The sequence below is a fragment of the Pseudomonas sp. AGC41 genome, from assembly GCF_057334555.1.
Map to the genome: position 1 here is coordinate 26,165 of NZ_JBHFJB010000117.1, position 18,439 is coordinate 44,603.

Below are 18,439 nucleotides of genomic sequence, written 5' to 3' on the forward strand. Positions count from 1 at the left end.
CCCACAGGTTGCATGAACGAGACAGAACTAATGTGGGAGCGAGCCTGCTCGCGAAAGCGCCAGCCCAGTCACCCTACCCGTCGGAGCCAGAATCATGCCCGCTCTCACCACCTACCAAACCCCCATCCTCCCTGAATGGGTCGACTACAACGGCCACCTGCGCGATGCCTTCTACCTGCTGATCTTCAGCTACGCCACCGACGCGCTGATGGACCAGCTCGGCCTGGACAGCCAGAACCGCGAAGCCAGCGGCCATTCGCTGTTTACCCTCGAACTGCACCTGAACTACCTCCACGAAGTGAAGCTCGGGGCCGAGGTAGAGGTGCACACACAAATCATCGGCCACGACAGCAAACGCCTGCACCTCTACCACAGCCTGCACCTGGTGGGCGGAGATAAAGAGCTGGCCGGCAATGAACAGATGCTGCTGCACGTCGACCTGGCGGGCCCGCGTTCAGCGCCTTTCACCGAGGAGACCCTGGGCCGACTCAAAGCCCTGATCGACAGCCAATCCGACCTGCCGGTCCCTATTTACATAGGCCGTGTCATTGCTCTGCCGCCCGCCCGATAAGCTTCGAACAGGAGACCGCCATGAACATCGCCGCCGCTATTGCCGACTTCCGACGCTACCCTCTTGTCCAGGCATTGAGCGCTCTGACACCCTTGGCCGACCAGGTCCACGTCACGTGGGCCGACGGTCGGATCAGCCCGTTTCACCATCAATGGCTGCGGGACAACTGCCCCTGCGCGCAGTGTGTCTACAGCGTCACCCGCGAGCAGGTCCTGGAGATCGTCGACGTCCCGGAAGACCTGACGCCCGGCGAAATCGACATCGACCGCGCGGGCTGCCTACACGTGGTTTGGCAGGACGGCCATCAGAGCCTTTTCGACCCGGGTTGGTTGCGCGCCCATGCCTATGACGATCAATCCAGGGCCGAGCGACTGGCGGGCAAACCACAACGCCAACTGTGGCAGCACGATCTGTCACTGCCGGTGTTCGAATACCAAGCGCTGATGGAGGACACCGACGCGTTGCTGCAATGGCTGCTGGCGATACGCGACATAGGCCTGACCCAAGTGCGCGGCGTGCCCACTGAACCCGGTTCGCTGAAACAGATTGCCCAACGTATTTCCTTCATTCGCGAAAGCAACTTCGGCGTGCTCTTCAACGTGCAATCCAAGGCCGACGCCGACAGCAACGCCTACACCGCGTTCAACCTGCCGCTGCACAGCGATCTGCCCACCCGGGAATTGCAGCCGGGTTTGCAGTTCCTGCATTGCCTGGTGAACGACGCCGACGGTGGCGAGAGCATCTTCGTCGACGGTTTTGCCATTGCCGAGGCACTGCGCCAAGAGGATTGCAAAGCGTTCGATGCGTTATGCCAGATCCCCGTGGAATTTCGCAACAAGGACCGCCACAGCGACTACCGCTGCCTGGCGCCGATCATCGCCCTGGATACGCTGGGGCAGGTCTCGGAGATCCGCATGGCGAATTTCTTGCGCGGACCGTTCGATACGTCGGTGGAGCAGATGCCCAGGCTCTATCAAGCCTATCGCCGCTTCATTGCCCTGACCCGCGAGCCTCGGTTTCGCCTGGTGCAAAGGCTTGAACCCGGCCAGCTCTGGTGCTTCGACAACCGTCGCACCCTCCACGCGCGCAATGCGTTCGACCCAGCCTCCGGGGCGCGGCACTTCCAGGGGTGTTATGTCGATCGGGATGAGTTGCTGTCGCGGATTCTGGTGTTGCAGCGATAAACCGCGTCATCGTTCTTCGCGAGCAGGCTCGCTCCCACAGGGGTTCTGTGTCGATCACAAAATCTAATGTGGGAGCGAGCCTGCTCGCGAAAGCACCTGATCAGACAACGCATTTCCCATGATTCAAGCAGACAAAAAAATCCCCGATCAAGCCGTGACAGGATCGGGGCAGGAGCGTTACTGGAGGAGCCGTTGCGCGAGGGTGACCAAACCATCGTGATTCAGCTTGGGGCCAGTGTGCCCACTCCCGAGGCGGGTGAGTTAGCCGAAAACGACCCGCTCATAGTCATTCATGCCAGATCGACGATTTGCCCTTGCCGCCGCTTCGGACGGCTACCAGAATCCAGTCACGACCCCAATCCCTGAACAAGGAAAAGCGTCATGATGTACGCCGATTTGATCGACCAGGAAGACCTGCTGGGCCAACTCAAGGCCCTGGGGCTGCAGATACCCAGCGGTGCGACCGCCGAGCAGGCCTGTGAATGCGCGGTGCGCGGCCTGGACCGGGCGCGTGCCAATGAACTGCGGCGCATGGTCAAGGACATGTACACCAGCAGCGCGACCATCCTGCCGGCGGTGCGCCAGGCAATCGACAAACAGCTGCTGCCAGCGCTGACGGAATACCAGCAGAACCATAGCGCCTGACCTTGTGGCGAGGGAGCTTGCTCCCGCTGGGCTGCGTAGCAGCCCCAAAAAGCTTGGGACCGCTGCGCGCTGGAGCGCCAGCCCGGTCCAGCGGGAGCAAGCTCCCATGCCACAAAAGCCCTCGGTCCTAGAGCCTCACACTGGCAAACGTCGACTCATTGCGCGCCTGGCTCAGCGCCGACAGCGGGCCGGACAATGGTGACAGCACCAGGGCCTGCGGCAACGGCATCATCGCTACCTGCTGGGTGGTATTGGAACCGACGCGTTCGTCACGCGGCGGAATGCCGAAGTATTCGCGGTAGCACTTGGAGAAGTGCGGGGTGGAGACGAAGCCGCACACCGAGGCCACTTCGATGATCGACATCGGCGTCTGCTTGAGCAGCTGCCGCGCGCGGATCAGCCGTAGCTTGAGGTAGTAGCGCGACGGCGAACAGTGCAGGTACTTCTGGAACAGGCGCTCGAGCTGACGTCGGGACACGGCGACATACACCGCCAGCTCGTCCAGGTCGATCGGTTCTTCGAGGTTGGCCTCCATCAGTGCGACGATTTCCTGCAACTTCGGCTGGTTGGTACCGAGCATGTGCTTGAGCGGCACCCGCTGGTGATCCTGCTCGTTGCGGATGCGCTCATAGACAAACATTTCCGAGATCGCCGCCGACAGCTCACGACCGTGGTCACGGCTGATCAAGTGCAGCATCATGTCCAGCGGCGCTGTGCCGCCGGAACTGGTGAAGCGATTGCGGTCGAGGGTGAACAGGCGCGTGCTCATCGACACCCGCGGGAAGGCTTCCTGCATGGCCGCCAGGCATTCCCAGTGCACGCTGCAATCGAAACCGTCCAGCAGGCCGGCACAGGCCAGCGCCCAGCTGCCGGTGCAGACCGCGCCGAGGCGACGGGACTGCCGGGCCTGGCTTTGCAGCCAGGAAACATGCTCACGGGTAACGGTGCGCTGGATGCCGATGCCGCCGCAGACGATGACGGTGTCGAGGGCCGGCGCTTTGTGCATGGAGGCGTCAGGCGTGATCTGCAGACCGTCACTGGCCCAGACCTGCCCGCCATCGACGGTCAGGGTGGTCCAGCGATACAACTCGCGACCGGACAGCTGGTTGGCCATGCGTAGCGGTTCCACCGCGGACGCCAGGGAAATCAGCGTGAAATTGTCCAGCAGCAAAAAGCCGATGGATTGAGGCGCACGGTTCTGGGGTTGGGCCCCGGAGTTGGACGTCGTCATCGCGGTATCTCCTCACACAAAGCGGGTGATGGCCTCAGGCGGAGGCTCTTGTTATTGCCCATCATTCTCTTGCGTGAGAGGGGGCTTTGTTGGGATAGAGCAATTGCCATGCCTAAATTTGAATGGGTGTTCAATAACTCCTGAAAACGACATGCCGAGCTGTCTATTCAAGGGGCCTGTCGGGGCTGGCTTTAAAGTGCCATCAACGGCCCCAGACACCTGCCACAGTGGGCTGTGAGCAGATCGGTAGCACTTGTGGTAACTGGGCTGCGCCGCTTGCACGACGGATGTCACCGCAAGCGCGGGGACGGACGGTAGCGCGGCGGACAATGGCGTGACCGATAAGTCAGGTCTTGTCTGTTTGCGACGCGCCAAAACGTGGCGTGTTTTTGCAGCGGTGTTCATTTTACGAGCGGTTTTTCTCGATCCCGTGGCGAGGGAGCTTGCTGCCGTCGGGACGGTCCGACGCTTCGGGAGAAGCGGCCCTGAGTTGCCACCTTGGTGTGTCAGACAAAATGCAAAAGGGGCGCTTCGCGCCCCAGCGGGAGCAAGCTCCCTCGCCACAGGTTTAGTGGAAACACCGGTTCAACACTCCACCGCACTCACCGCCAACCCACCCCGCGATGTCTCTTTATATTTGTCATGCATGTCGGCACCGGTGTCGCGCATGGTGCGGATCACCCGGTCCAGGGAGATGAAGTGCTGGCCGTCGCCACGCAGGGCCATCTGTGCGGCATTGATGGCTTTCACCGCGGCAATCGCGTTGCGCTCGATGCAGGGTACCTGGACCAGGCCGCCGACCGGGTCGCACGTCAGGCCAAGGTTGTGTTCCAGGCCGATTTCCGCGGCGTTGCACAACTGCTCCGGCGTGGCGCCGAGGATTTCCGCCAGGCCCGCCGCCGCCATGGCGCAGGCCGAGCCGACTTCGCCCTGGCAGCCGACTTCGGCGCCGGAGATCGAAGCATTTTTCTTGCACAGGATTCCCACCGCCGCCGCGCCAAGGAAATAATCCACCACGTTGGCGTCGGTCACCGCTTCGCTGAATTTCATGAAGTAGTGCAGCACCGCCGGAATGATCCCCGCCGCGCCATTGGTCGGCGCCGTGACCATGCGCCCGCCGGCGGCGTTTTCCTCGTTGACCGCCAGGGCGAACAGGTTGACCCACTCCATGGCGCTCAAGGTCGAGCCGATCACGTTCGGTTTGTTCAGTTCCTGCAGGCTGCGATGCAACTTGGCCGCACGCCGCCGCACGTTGAGGCCGCCGGGCAGGATGCCTTCGTGCTTGAGGCCTTGTTCGACGCAATCCTGCATGGCCCGCCAGAGTTTCATCAGGCCGCTGCGGATCTCTTCCTCGGAGCGCCAGACCCTTTCATTCGCCATCATCAACTCGGCCACCCGCAGGTTGTGGGTGCGGCACAGGGCGAGGAGTTCTTCGGCGCTGGAAAAATCGTAAGGCAGTTCGGTGCTGTCCAGGTCCACCACGCCGCTGGAAGCCTGGGCCTGGTCAACAACAAAACCTCCGCCGATGGAATAGTAGGTGTCACGGTGCAATTCGCCGCTCGCGCCTTCGGCAATCAAGGTCATCGCGTTAGGGTGGAACGGCAGGTTCTCGTCGATCAGGCGCATGTCGCGCGACCAGACAAAAGGCACCGGCAAACGCCCATCCAGCAATAAGGTCCCGGTTTCGCGCAGCAGTTCGATGCGCGTGCCGATCTGCGACGGGTCGATCGCGTCGGGCCACTCGCCCATCAAGCCCATGATCGTGGCGTTGTCGCTGCCATGACCGATGCCGGTCGCCGACAGCGAACCGTACAACTGCACCTCGACCCGGCGCACATCGTGCAGCAGCGCCTTCGCCCGCAGCGCTTCAACGAACAGCGCCGCGGCGCGCATGGGGCCCACGGTATGGGAACTGGACGGGCCGATACCGATCTTGAACAGGTCGAACACGCTGATAGCCATGCCTTGGATCTCCAGAACGGTCACATCCGGGCGCAGGAGCGCCCGGTGGCGGAGCTGCTACGCTCAACGCCGGGATGGCCGCATCATCCGGCTTTTGAATCGGCTTTCGACGTCTGACACCGACGCAATCATGCCCAGCAGCGCCGCGCCCTTGTCGCCCGGGTTCTACGACGTTTTTTTGCGTGTCAGAAGCCAGCCGAGGGCGGAAAAAATCTGTAAACGACGTCACCAACACTGGATGCGACCCTCCCTGTACTGGATACGACGCACCCTGTAGGCGTCGGATTTGCACTGGTACATGATCGGTTACGGCTCGTTTGCAAGGCCGCGTGTCACCCAGGGTGCCCACGCGCCACCAACCGCAACATTAGAAAAGCAAAAAAGCGCGGTTGTCCCCGACCGGACACTGCCGATAAGACACCAGGAGTCCACCCATGAAAGGTTCCAAGCCGTTGTTGTTGGCCGCCATGCTGAGTCTTCCAATGCTGGCCAACGCTGCAGAGCCCGCACAGTGCAGCACCGTCAACTTCTCCGATGTCGGCTGGACCGACATCACCGTTACCACCGCTACCACCAGCGTCGTACTCGACGCCCTCGGCTACAAGACCAAGACCACGATGATCTCCGTACCAGTGACCTACAAATCCCTGGCCGACGGCAAGAACATGGACGTTTTCCTCGGCAACTGGATGCCGACCATGGAAAACGACATCAAGGCCTACCGCGAAGCCGGCACCGTGGAAACCGTGCGCGCCAACCTGGAGAACGCCAAGTACACCCTGGCCGTTCCCGAAGAGCTCTATAACAAGGGTCTGAAAGATTTCGCCGACATCGCCAAGTTCAAGAAGGAACTGGACGGCAAGATCTACGGCATCGAACCGGGCAACGACGGCAACCGGTTGATCCAGAGCATGATCGACAAGAACGCCTTCGGTCTCAAGGACGCTGGCTTCAAGGTGGTCGAATCCAGCGAAGCCGGCATGCTGTCGCAGGTCGATCGCGCCCAGCGCCGTAACACCGCCGTGGTGTTCCTGGGCTGGGAACCGCACCCGATGAACACCCGTTTCAAGATGAAATACCTCACCGGTGGTGATGAATTCTTCGGTCCGAACTTCGGCCAGGCGACCATCTATACCAACACGCGCAAAGGCTATGCCCAGGAATGCGGCAACGTCGGCCAACTGCTGAAAAACCTGGTCTTCACCCTCGACATGGAAAGCACGCTGATGGGCAACGTGCTGGACGACAAGATGAAGCCTGAAGCCGCCGCCAAGGCCTGGCTGAAGAAAAACCCACAGGTGCTCGACACCTGGCTCGCCGGCGTCACCACCATCGACGGTAAACCTGGCCTGGAGGCCGTGAAAACCAAGCTCGCGCAGTAAAAGCTTATGCCGGGCGAGTCACTCGCCCGGGCTGTTTATTCCTTGCATGCGGAAGTTCACTACCATGCTTATTGATCAGAAAATACCCTTGGGCCAGTACATCGCGGGCTTTGTCGAATGGTTGACGCAAAACGGCGCCAATACCTTCGACGCCATTGCGATGTTTCTGGAAACGATGATTCACGGCGTGACGTTTGCGCTGACCTGGTTCAATCCCCTGGCCCTGATCGGCCTCATTGCCCTGCTGGCGCATTTCATCCAGCGCAAATGGGGCCTGACCGTTTTTGTCATCGCCTCGTTCCTGCTGATCCTCAACCTGGGTTACTGGCAGGAAACCATGGAAACCCTCGCCCAGGTGCTGTTCGCGACCCTGGTCTGCGTGCTGATCGGCGTGCCGCTGGGCATTGTTGCCGCGCACAAGCCGATGTTCTACACCATGATGCGGCCGGTGCTCGATCTGATGCAGACCGTACCGACCTTCGTCTACCTCATTCCTACCCTGACCCTCTTCGGTCTGGGTGTGGTCCCGGGCCTGATCTCCACGGTGGTGTTCGCGATTGCCGCGCCCATCCGCCTCACCTACCTGGGCATCCGCGACGTTCCGGACGAACTGATGGACGCCGGCAAAGCCTTCGGCTGTTCCCGTCGTCAGCTCCTCTCTCGCATTGAATTGCCCCATGCCATGCCGAGCATCGCCGCCGGTATCACCCAATGCATCATGCTGTCGTTGTCGATGGTGGTCATCGCGGCGCTGGTCGGTGCCGACGGCCTGGGCAAACCCGTGGTCAACGCACTGAACACCGCCGATATCGCCCTGGGCTTCGAAGCCGGCCTGGCGATCGTATTGCTGGCGATCATGCTCGACCGAATCTGCAAACAACCCGACGCCAAAGTAGGGGGTGACGCATGAGCATAATCCGCTTCGAAGAGGTCGACGTGATCTTCGCCAAAGATCCGCGCGAAGCCCTCAAGCTGCTCGACAAGGGCATGACCCGCAACGAGATCCTGAAGCAGACCGGGCAGATCGTCGGCGTGGAAAAGGCCAGCCTGGATGTCGAAAAAGGCGAGATCTGCGTGCTGATGGGCCTCTCCGGCTCTGGCAAGTCGAGCCTGCTGCGCTGCATCAACGGCTTGAACACAGTGAGTCGCGGCAAATTGTTCGTCGAACACGAAGGCCGGCAGATCGACATCGCCTCCTGCACCCCCGCCGAGCTGAAGATGATGCGCACCAAGCGCATCGCCATGGTGTTCCAGAAATTTGCCCTGATGCCCTGGCTGACGGTGCGTGAGAACATCAGCTTCGGCCTGGAAATGCAGGGCCGCCCGGAGAAGGAACGCAAGAAGCTGGTGGATGAAAAGCTTGAGCTGGTGGGCCTGACCCAGTGGCGCAACAAGAAGCCCGACGAGCTCTCCGGCGGCATGCAACAACGGGTCGGCCTGGCCCGTGCCCTGGCGATGGACGCCGATATCCTGCTCATGGACGAACCCTTCTCGGCCCTCGACCCGCTGATCCGCCAAGGCCTGCAGGACGAACTGCTGGAGCTGCAGCGCAAGCTGAGCAAGACCATCGTATTCGTCAGCCATGACCTCGACGAAGCCCTGAAACTGGGCAGCCGCATCGCCATTATGAAAGACGGCCGCATCATCCAGTACAGCAAGCCGGAACAGATCGTGCTGAACCCGGCGGATGACTACGTGCGCACCTTCGTCGCCCACACCAACCCGCTCAACGTGCTCTGCGGCCGCAGCCTGATGCGCACCCTGGACAACTGCAAACGCATCAACGGTTCCGTGTGCCTGGACCCGGGCGGCGATTCCTGGCTCGACCTGGCCGAAGGCAACACCATCAAGGGCGCCCGCCAGAACGGCGCCGCGCTGGACCTGCAAAACTGGGCACCGGGCCAGGCCGTCGAGGGCCTCGGCCGCCGTCCGACCCTGGTGGACTCCAGCATCGGCATGCGCGACGCCTTGCAGATCCGCTATCAGACCGGCAACAAGCTGGTGCTCCACGATAACCAGAAGGTCGTCGGGATCCTCGGCGACAGCGAGCTGTACCACGCGCTGCTCGGCAAGAACCTGGGCTGAGCCCGGGTACACAAAAACGCCGCGAGATGATCGCGGCGTTTTTGTTTGTGCCTTCCAAGGTCGGATGCTCGTACCAGGTTTGAAATGCTGGTACTGACTTGGGATGCTGATACTGGGCTTGGAATGCTGACAACTGTGGCGAGGGAGCTTGCTCCCGCTCGACTGCGCAGCAGTCGCAAACCCTAGTTCACTGTTCCACCTGGAGCCACGCGGTGTCAGGTTCTGGGGTTGCTTCGCCCGAAGCGTCGGACCGTCCCAGCGGGAGCAAGCTCCCTCGCTACAAGAGCGTCCTTGCCACAAGAGCCTGGCCAGACCGAGCTTCAGCTATAGACCCGGCCCGGCGCCGCCAACTCCTGCTGCTCAACCCGCACATCCTCGCGCATGGCCTTGTGCAGGCCGAACATGAAGAACACCAGCACCACCGAGAACGGCAGCCCGGCCAGCACGACCATGGTTTGCATGGCTTCGAAGTTACCGGCAAACAACAGGCCGATGGTCACCAGCGTGATCACCACCGACCAGAAGATCCGCAACCAGTGGGGCGCATCTTCATCGACATTGCCGCCCGTGCACGAGAGATTAGCCATCATCACCGCGCCGGAGTCCGCCGGGGTCAGGAACAGGACAAAACCGACAAAGATCGACACGCCGATCACCACTTTCGACGCCGGGTAATACTCCAGCAACTGATAGATCGACATCGACGGCTGCGTCAGTGCGGTCTTGCCTAGCTCCACCGCCCCGTGGTTCATCACCAGATCCAGCGCCGAGTTACCGAAAATCGACAGCCAGGCCAGCGTAAAGCCCAGGGGAATCAGCAACACGCCGGCCACCAGCTCGCGCACGGTGCGGCCACGGGAAATCCGCGCGATAAACATGCCGACAAATGGCGCCCAGGAAATCCACCAGGCCCAGTAGAACAGCGTCCACAGGCCCATCCAGCGGCCCGACTTGGCGTTGTCGTCCGCATACACGTACAGATCGAACGTCTTGAGCACTACGCCGTTGAGGTAGTCGCCAATGTTCTGCACGAAGCCGTTGAGCAGATGCAGGGTTGGGCCGCACAGCAAGACGAAGATCAGCAAACCGCTGAACAGCACGATGTTCAGGTTGGATAGCCGGCGGATGCCGTTCTCCACGCCGGACACGGCGGCGATGGTCGCCACGCTGCTCATCACGATGATCACGATCAGCAGGTTGGTGTTGCTGTGCTCCATGCCAAACAGGTTTTCCAGCCCGGAGGCGACTTGCAGCGAACCGATCCCCAGGTTGGTCACCAGCCCCAGCAACGTCACGAACATGCCGAAGCCGTCCACCGCGTGACCGGCCGCGCCCTTGACCCAGCGTTCGCCCATCAGCGGATACAGGGCCGAACGCAGCGCCAGCGGCTGGTTATGCCGGTAGGCGAAATAGGCCACGGCCAGGCCCACGAGGGCGTAGATCGCCCAGCCGTGCAAACCCCAATGCAAAAACGTCAGCTGCACCGCCTGGCGCGCAGCCTGATTACTTCCGGCGATGCCTTCGGGCGGGTTGAAGAAATGGTCCAGTGGCTCGGATGCGCCAAAGTACAACAGCGAAATGCCGATGCCCGAGGAAAACAGCATCCCGGCCCAGGCGCCATAACTGAAATCCGGCGTGTCGTCCTTGCTGCCCAGCTTGAGCTTGCCGTAGGAAGAAAACGCCAGGCCGACCACAAAGACCAGGTAAGCGGCGATGACCACCATGTAGTACCAGCCGAAGCTGCGCGATAGCCACGCCTGGGCGATGCCGAGCAACCGGCCGGCCTCCTGCGGGGCGATGATCAGAATGGCGGTCAACAACAGAATCAGCGCGGTGGAGGTGTAGAACACCCAACCGTTGACCGTCACCTTCTGCGGCGGGGTCTTTATTAGCAAGGCAGAACTCATTGCACGGATGCTCCAGGCAGTGCGAGAGAAGGACTAGGCAACGCAATACCCGCCCGATCGATGAGTTGGCAGCCGACCGGCGGGTGTTATAAAGACACCCTGGAGCCCTTGCCCCCGCGATGCGTGGGGTGTGAGGCCCTTGATGTCCGTTTATTTACGCCGTTTACGCGTAGGAAATTTCGTAAATCGCGACGATTTGTCGCAGAGCTTATTCTTTGTTGATTGAACGTTCAATCAAAACAAAATAGACTGGCCCTCATGAAGGCAGGCGAAGACTCGTCCGCCCGATGGCCTAAGGAGATGTGCAGATGCCCAAGGTCGGTATGCAACCCATCCGCCGCCAGCAGTTGATCGAAGCCACTTTGCAGGCTGTCGACCAGGTCGGAATGGGGGACGCCAGCATTGCGCTGATCGCCCGTTTGGCCGGTGTTTCGAACGGCATCATCAGTCACTACTTTCAGGACAAGAATGGCCTGATCGCGGCCACGGCCCAGTACCTGATGAGTGTCCTGAGCGAGAACGTCACCACGCGGCGTCAAGCGCTGACGGACCCGAGCCCGCGAGCTCACCTGAAGGTGATCATCGAAGGCAACTTCGACGCCAGCCAGGTCAACGGGCCGGCAATGAAAACCTGGCTGGCCTTCTGGGCCACCAGCATGCACCACCCGTCTTTGCACAGGTTGCAGCGGATCAACGATCACCGTCTGTATTCGAACCTGTGTAGCCAGTTCCGCCGCGTCTTGCCCGTTGACCAGGCACGCAGCGCGGCACGGGGCCTGGCCGCTCTGATTGACGGTTTGTGGCTGCGCGGGGCGCTGTCGGGAGACGCGTTCGATACCGCCCAGGCACACCAGATCGCTTACGAATACATGGATTTCCAACTGGCCAAGGCAGGAGCGCCAGAGCACACAGAACCGCTCGACTCCTGAACCGTCACCGCAGCGCGTAGTCAGCTATAAACGACACGCTCGGTGGCCAGCCAACCACTCATGCACTTGCGAGGACTTTATGGCCCGTTTCGAACTGCAAAAACTCTACATCGATGGCGCGTACAGCGATGCCAGCGGCGACGCCACTTTCGAAGCCATCAACCCGGCCAACGGTGAAGTTCTCGCCCTGGTGCAGCGCGCGACGTTCGAGGACGTCGAGCGCGCCGTGGTCAGCGCCGAAAAGGGCCAGAAAGTCTGGGCGGCGATGACCGCCATGCAGCGCTCGCGCATCCTGCGCCGCGCCGTCGACATCCTGCGCGAGCGCAATGATGAACTGGCCGCCCTGGAAACCCTGGACACCGGCAAATCCTTCTCCGAAACCAAATACGTCGATATCGTCACCGGCGCCGACGTGCTGGAATATTACGCTGGCCTGGTGCCCGCCATCGAAGGCGAGCAGGTTCCGCTGCGCAGCACTTCGTTCATCTATACCCGTCGTGAGCCACTGGGCGTGGTCGCTGGTATCGGCGCGTGGAACTACCCGATCCAGATCGCCTTGTGGAAGTCCGCCCCGGCCCTGGCAGCCGGCAACGCGATGATCTTCAAGCCCAGCGAAGTGACCTCGCTGACCACCCTGAAACTGGCTGAGATCTACACCGAAGCCGGTGTTCCAGCGGGCGTGTTCAACGTGCTGACCGGCAGTGGCCGTGAAGTCGGCACCTGGCTGACCGAGCACCCGCGCATCGAGAAAATCTCCTTCACCGGCGGCACCGACACCGGCAAGAAAGTCATGGCCAGCGCTTCGAGCTCTTCGCTCAAGGACGTGACCATGGAGCTGGGCGGCAAGTCGCCGCTGATCATCTTCGACGACGCCGATCTGGATCGCGCCGCCGACACCGCGATGATGGCCAACTTCTACAGCTCCGGTCAGGTCTGCACCAATGGCACCCGGGTGTTCGTGCCGAGCCATCTGAAGGCGGCGTTCGAAGCCAGGATCGCCGAACGCGTGGCGCGCATCCGCATCGGCAACCCGGAAGACGAAAACACCAACTTCGGTCCGCTGGTGAGCTTCGCCCACATGGAAAACGTGCTGGGCTACATCGAGAAGGGCAAGGCCGAAGGCGCACGCCTGTTGTGCGGCGGCGGTCGCCTGACCGAGGGCGATCTGGCCAAGGGCGCATTCGTCGCACCGACCGTGTTCACCGATTGCACCGATGACATGACCATCGTGCGTGAGGAAATCTTCGGCCCGGTGATGAGCATCCTCACCTACGACACCGAAGAAGAAGTGATCCGCCGCGCCAACGATACTGACTTCGGCCTGGCCGCCGGCGTCGTGACCCGCGACCTGAACCGCGCCCACCGCGTGATCCACCAGCTCGAAGCAGGCATCTGCTGGATCAATGCCTGGGGCGAGTCCGCGGCGGAAATGCCGGTCGGTGGCTACAAGCAATCGGGCGTGGGTCGGGAGAATGGCATCAGTTCGCTGACCAACTACACGCGCATCAAATCGGTACAGGTCGAAATGGGCGATTACACGTCGGTGTTCTGATCTGACACGAACCTGAGGTGGGGCTTTTTGTGGCGAGGGAGCTTGCTCCCGCTGGGCCGCGAAGCGGCCCCACTTCAGCCCCCAAGGTCATCCAGACAGAACACGGTCGCCCTGTTTGCGACTGCTGCGCAGCCGAGCGGGAGCAAGATAGGCATCTCGGCAACCGCGACCTGAACCCAATTCAAAAGAGGGTGCATTTCATGTCCCAAGAATTCGATTACATCATCATCGGTGCCGGCTCGGCCGGTAACACCCTGGCTACCCGCCTGACCGAAGACGAAGGCGTCACCGTCCTGCTACTCGAAGCCGGCGGCCCGGACTATCGCCTGGACTTCCGCACGCAAATGCCCGCCGCCCTGGCGTTCCCGCTGCAAGGCCGACGCTACAACTGGGCCTACGAGACCGACCCGGAGCCGCACATGAACGGCCGCCGCATGGAGTGCGGTCGCGGCAAGGGCCTGGGCGGATCTTCGCTGATCAACGGCATGTGCTACATCCGCGGCAACGCCCTGGACTATGACAACTGGGCCAAGCTGCCAGGCCTGGAAGACTGGACCTACCTGGACTGCCTGCCGTATTTCCGTAAAGCGGAAACCCGCGACATCGGCCCGAACGACTACCACGGCGGCGACGGTCCGGTCAGCGTGACCACGCCCAAGCCCGGCAACAACCCATTGTTCCACGCCATGGTCGAAGCCGGCGTGCAGGCCGGTTACCCGCGTACCGAAGACCTCAACGGTTACCAGCAGGAAGGCTTCGGCCCGATGGACCGTACCGTGACGCCCAATGGCCGCCGCGCCAGTACCGCGCGCGGTTACCTGGACATCGCCAAGAAGCGCTCCACCCTGACCATCGTCACCCACGCCCTGACCGACAAGATCCTGTTCGAAGGCAAGCGTGCGGTCGGCGTGCGTTACCTCGTTGGCGCCGCTGAAGAGCGCGTCGAGGCCCGGGCGCGCAAGGAAGTGCTGCTGTGCTCCGGCGCCATCGCTTCGCCGCAGATCCTGCAACGCTCCGGCGTCGGTCCGGCAAAACTGCTGGAAAACCTCGACATCCCGGTGGTCCACGACCTGCCGGGCGTTGGTGAGAACCTCCAGGACCACCTGGAGCTGTACCTGCAATACGCTTGCACCCAGCCGGTTTCGCTGTACCCGTCGCTGCTCTGGTACAACCAGCCGGCCATTGGTGCCGAGTGGCTGTTCAACGGCACCGGCATCGGCGCCAGCAACCAGTTCGAGGCCGGCGGTTTCATCCGCACCCGCCCGGATTTCGAATGGCCGAACATCCAGTACCACTTCCTGCCGGTGGCGATCAATTACAACGGCAGCAATGGCGTGAAGGAGCACGGCTTCCAGGCGCACATGGGCTCCATGCGTTCGCCGAGCCGTGGCCGTGTCCAGGCCAAGTCCAAGGACCCGCGCCAGCACCCGAGCATCCTCTTCAACTACATGGCCACCGAACAGGACTGGCAGGAATTTCGCGATGGCATCCGCCTGACCCGCGAGATCATGCAACAGCCGGCGCTCGACCCGTTCCGCGGCCGCGAGATCAGCCCGGGCATCGAAGTGCAAACCGACGAGCAACTGGACCAGTTTATCCGCGAGCACGCCGAAACCGCGTTCCACCCGTCCTGCTCGTGCAAGATGGGCACCGACGACATGGCGGTGGTCGATGGCGAAGGCCGCGTGCACGGAATGCAAGGCTTGCGAGTGGTGGATGCCTCGATCATGCCGATCATCACCACCGGCAACCTGAACGCGCCGACGATCATGATGGCCGAGAAAATCGCCGACAGGATCCGCGGTCGCCAGCCATTGCCACGCAGCACCGCGCCGTACTACGTGGCCGGCGATGCGCCGGTGCGTGGCAAGCCGGTGCGTGAAGTGGCGACTGCCGCACAGTAAGGCTCATAACCGCGGCGCGGCCTTCGTCGGATCGCCGCCCGGAGCAGGCTCGCTCCCACAGGGGTTTGGTGGTGGACACAGGCTATGTGACCACTGAAAACCTACTGTGGGAGCGAGCCTGCTCGCGAAGGAGCCAGCCCATTCAACATCTTCTATGACTGCCACACCGCAAAATTCCCACCTGCCTTGATCCCTCCCCCACCCCAGGCCTACTCTAGAGCCGCCCGCGTCAACGCGCCGCACCTCGCTGCACCGCCACTCCAGACAAGGAGGTTTCATGTTCGATTTCCACCCCCAGCTCAAGCAGCGGTTTGCTGCGTTGCGCACGGGCGCTGAATTCTTTTCCCTGCGTTACGTGCGCGAGTCCGGTCAGCATCTGTCGGTGCGCAAGAATGTCGCCGAGCCGCCCAGCCTGAGCCGCGACGAAGGCGCGATGCTCACCGTGCGGGTCCATGGCGTCGAAGCCTATGCCGCCACCAACGATTTGTCCCAGGCCGGCCTGCAAGCGGCGCTCGAACGCGCCGAGCAACAGGCCCGCCGGCTCAAGCCCCACGCTTTGCTCGACTTGCGCGAGCAGCCGGTCTCCAGCGACCGCGCCGATTATTTCTCACCGCATTTCGACCAGGCGTTCCCTCCATTGAGCGATTGCTACCAACTGCTCGGCGACGAATCGGCCGCCGTCCCCGCGGATGAACGCCTGGTGAACTGGCAGGCCAGCATCGGCCTGACCCAGGTCGAGCAGATCTACCTCAACAGCGCCGGTGCCGAACTGCGCCAGGCCCAGCGCTTCATCTACCCGGCCCTGGACGTCACCGCCTTCGACGGGCATGACAGCCAGACGCGCACCCTGGGCCGCGAGAACTTCGGTCAGCAGGGCGGCTTCGATGTGATCAACCGTTGCGGCCTGATCGGTGCCGGACCGAAGATCGCCGACCAGGCCCTGCAATTGCTGATGGCGCCAAACACCCCGCAAGGCCCGCGCGACCTGTTGCTGATGCCCGACCAGATGATGCTGCAGATCCACGAATCCATCGGCCACCCGCTGGAACTGGACCGGATCCTCGGCGACGAGCGCAATTACGCCGGCACCAGTTTCGTCAAGACCAGCGATTTCGGACGCCTGCAATACGGCTCCAACCTGCTGAACGTGACGTTCGACCCGGACATCCCGGAAGAACTGGCGAGCTACAGCCATGACGACGACGGCAGCGCTGCCAGCAAACAGTTCCTGATCCGCGAAGGCTTGCTGTTGCGCCCCCTGGGCGGTGCGCTGTCGCAGTTCCGCGCCGGCCTCGACGGGGTCGCCAACAGCCGCGCCTGCAGTTGGAATCGTCCGCCCATCGACCGCATGGCGAACCTGAACATCGAGCCCGGCGACCAATCCCTGGAGCAACTGATCCAAGGCATCGAGCACGGCGTGCTGATGCGCACCAACCGCTCCTGGTCCATCGATGACGCCCGTAACAAATTCCAGTTTGGCTGCGAATGGGGCCAGTTGATCGAAAACGGCGAGCTCAAGGGCGTGGTGAAAAATCCGAACTACCGGGGCATTTCCGCGCAGTTCTGGAAAAGCTTGAGGGCCGTGGGCGACGCCGGCACTTCCCAGGTCCTCGGCACGCCGAACTGTGGCAAGGGTGAACCGAACCAGGTCATCCGCGTCGGCCATGCTTCACCGGCCTGCGTGTTCAGCAACGTTGACGTATTTGGGGGAGATGCCTGATGAGCACCGTCACAAATGAGGCCGGGGCGTTCAAGGCGTTGGTCGATTGGCTGCGCAATGCCTTGCGTGAGCCCGAACAGTTCACCCTCGGCTATGCCGCCGAGTCTTCGGCTTTCGTGCGCTTCAACCACGGCAAGGTTCGCCAGGCCGGACAGGTCCAACAGGTCAATATCAACCTCAAGCTGATCAACGATGGACGCCATGCCGACTTGCAGATCACCTTGTCCGGCGACACCGAGACCGATCTGCAACGCCTGAGCGAAGGCCTGCAACAGTTGCGCGAGACGTTGCCGTTGCTGCCCGCCGATCCCTACCTGCTGCTCAACCACAACCACTGGCAGAGCAACAATGTGCAGGATCACCCATTGCCCGAGACGGAGCAGGCGGTCGGCGAAATCACCCGCGCCGCAGAAGGCCTGGACCTGGTCGGGTTCTATGCGGCCGGGCCGATCAGCCGAGGCTTTGCCAGTTCCTCGGGCGCCTTCGGCTGGCATCAGGCCAACAGTTTCAATTTTGACTTCAGCTTGTTCCATGAGAACGGTCAGGCCGTGAAAGCCAGTTATGCAGGGCACGCCTGGAGCAGCGAAGGGTTCGCCCAACGTTTCGAACAGGCACGCGAACAGTTGCAATTCCTCGGCCGCCCCCTGCGCACGCTGCCGCCCGGTGAATACCGCGCCTACCTGGCGCCAGCCGCGCTGGAAGAAATCATGGGCATGCTCAGTTGGGGCGGGTTCTCGGCCCGTGCAATCGCCAGCAAGCAAAGCCCGCTGCAGAAGTTCTACGCCGGCGAAGCCCACTTCAGCCCCAACGTCTGGTTGACGGAGCAGGTCAGCGGCTCCCTGAGCCCGGCATTTTCCGACGAAGGTTATCCTCGCGATGACCTGGGACTGATCGCCAAGGGCACGGCCAACGCACGGCTGATCAACTCCCGTAGCGCCGCCGAATACGGCCTGACCGCCAACGGCGCCAGCAGCTATGAATACCCTACCGCGCTGGAGATGAAAGAGGGTCATCTGGCGCTAAGGCACGTTCTCGAAGAACTCGGCACCGGCTTGTACATCAGCAACCTCTGGTACCTGAACTACTCGGACCAACCGGCGGCGCGCCTGACCGGCATGACCCGTTTCGCCACGTTCTGGGTCGAGGATGGCCAGATCCAGGCGCCGGTGAGCACCATGCGTTTCGACGACAGCGTCTACAGCCTGCTCGGCTCGCAACTCGAAGGCCTGACCCGGGAGCGGGAACTTCTGCTTTCGGCCAGTACCTACAGCCAGCGGGCCACGGCTTCGATGCTGCTGCCGGGGGCGTTGGTGAAGAAGCTCACGCTGACGCTATAACTCGCAGTTCCCGTGGGGGGGGGGGGGGGG

The 18,439-nt window shown here is 62.1% G+C and carries 14 protein-coding genes; 11 read left to right on the top strand and 3 right to left on the bottom strand.

The genetic code is table 11. The annotated features are described in order from the left end of the window. Window positions 1–94 precede the first annotated feature (94 nt). The 3 genes from ACE04F_RS20330 to ACE04F_RS20340 all read left to right on the top strand — a co-directional run bounded on the left by ACE04F_RS20330 (window position 95) and on the right by ACE04F_RS20340 (window position 2,400). Entirely contained in the window at window positions 95–571 is a 477-nt protein-coding gene (locus ACE04F_RS20330) for a thioesterase family protein (protein WP_486109466.1), read from the top strand. Window positions 572–591: 20 nt separating this feature from the next. After that, window positions 592–1,755 carry a gamma-butyrobetaine dioxygenase gene (locus tag ACE04F_RS20335; protein WP_486109468.1) on the top strand — a complete coding sequence of 388 codons (1,164 nt, stop codon included), beginning with the start codon at window positions 592–594 and terminating at the stop codon, window positions 1,753–1,755. 381 nt (window positions 1,756–2,136) lie between these two features. Continuing rightward, the gene (locus ACE04F_RS20340; protein WP_434672999.1) at window positions 2,137–2,400 is read left to right on the top strand and encodes a hypothetical protein; all 264 of its coding nucleotides are present in this window, start codon (window positions 2,137–2,139) and stop codon (window positions 2,398–2,400) included. Window positions 2,401–2,527: 127 nt separating this feature from the next. Here the strand turns inward: ACE04F_RS20340 and gbdR are convergent, their stop codons facing one another. Together gbdR and ACE04F_RS20350 are read right to left on the bottom strand one after the other, a co-directional pair. Then, on the bottom strand, window positions 2,528–3,631 hold the full coding sequence (gene gbdR / locus ACE04F_RS20345; RefSeq protein ID WP_003177576.1) for a choline metabolism transcriptional regulator GbdR: 1,104 nt from the start codon (window positions 3,629–3,631) through the stop codon (window positions 2,528–2,530). Between the two features lie 585 nt (window positions 3,632–4,216). Then, complete coding sequence (locus ACE04F_RS20350) at window positions 4,217–5,593, bottom strand: L-serine ammonia-lyase (protein WP_486109471.1); 1,377 nt, start codon at window positions 5,591–5,593, stop codon at window positions 4,217–4,219. 434 nt (window positions 5,594–6,027) lie between these two features. On the opposite strand from ACE04F_RS20350, the gene ACE04F_RS20355 reads away from it, so the two are divergent. The 3 genes from ACE04F_RS20355 (at window position 6,028) to choV (ending at window position 9,060) form a co-directional block, all read left to right on the top strand. After that, on the top strand, window positions 6,028–6,975 hold the full coding sequence (locus ACE04F_RS20355; RefSeq protein ID WP_486109473.1) for a choline ABC transporter substrate-binding protein: 948 nt from the start codon (window positions 6,028–6,030) through the stop codon (window positions 6,973–6,975). Between the two features lie 64 nt (window positions 6,976–7,039). Next, complete coding sequence (gene choW, locus ACE04F_RS20360; RefSeq protein ID WP_305498280.1) at window positions 7,040–7,885, top strand: choline ABC transporter permease subunit; 846 nt, start codon at window positions 7,040–7,042, stop codon at window positions 7,883–7,885. Beyond that, window positions 7,882–9,060: a choline ABC transporter ATP-binding protein gene (gene choV / locus ACE04F_RS20365; protein ID WP_305498278.1), complete on the top strand. Its 1,179-nt coding sequence runs from the start codon at window positions 7,882–7,884 to the stop codon at window positions 9,058–9,060. Before choW ends, choV begins: the two co-directional genes overlap by 4 nt. Window positions 9,061–9,380: 320 nt before the next feature. Here the strand turns inward: choV and ACE04F_RS20370 are convergent, their stop codons facing one another. After that, the gene (locus ACE04F_RS20370; RefSeq protein ID WP_486109712.1) at window positions 9,381–10,910 is read right to left on the bottom strand and encodes a BCCT family transporter; all 1,530 of its coding nucleotides are present in this window, start codon (window positions 10,908–10,910) and stop codon (window positions 9,381–9,383) included. Between the two features lie 365 nt (window positions 10,911–11,275). Between ACE04F_RS20370 and betI the strand changes: the two genes are divergently transcribed. The 5 genes from betI (at window position 11,276) to ACE04F_RS20395 (ending at window position 18,409) form a co-directional block, all read left to right on the top strand. Next, window positions 11,276–11,896 carry a transcriptional regulator BetI gene (gene betI, locus ACE04F_RS20375; RefSeq protein WP_486109476.1) on the top strand — a complete coding sequence of 207 codons (621 nt, stop codon included), beginning with the start codon at window positions 11,276–11,278 and terminating at the stop codon, window positions 11,894–11,896. 79 nt (window positions 11,897–11,975) lie between these two features. Then, window positions 11,976–13,448: a betaine-aldehyde dehydrogenase gene (betB, locus tag ACE04F_RS20380; RefSeq protein WP_486109478.1), complete on the top strand. Its 1,473-nt coding sequence runs from the start codon at window positions 11,976–11,978 to the stop codon at window positions 13,446–13,448. 200 nt (window positions 13,449–13,648) lie between these two features. Continuing rightward, window positions 13,649–15,352 (top strand): choline dehydrogenase, encoded by a 1,704-nt coding sequence (gene betA / locus ACE04F_RS20385; RefSeq protein WP_486109480.1) that lies wholly within the window; start codon window positions 13,649–13,651, stop codon window positions 15,350–15,352. A gap of 277 nt (window positions 15,353–15,629) precedes the next feature. Then, entirely contained in the window at window positions 15,630–17,072 is a 1,443-nt protein-coding gene (locus tag ACE04F_RS20390; RefSeq protein ID WP_486109482.1) for a TldD/PmbA family protein, read from the top strand. Further along, entirely contained in the window at window positions 17,072–18,409 is a 1,338-nt protein-coding gene (locus ACE04F_RS20395) for a TldD/PmbA family protein (protein ID WP_486109484.1), read from the top strand. Before ACE04F_RS20390 ends, ACE04F_RS20395 begins: the two co-directional genes overlap by 1 nt. Window positions 18,410–18,439: the final 30 nt, after the last annotated feature.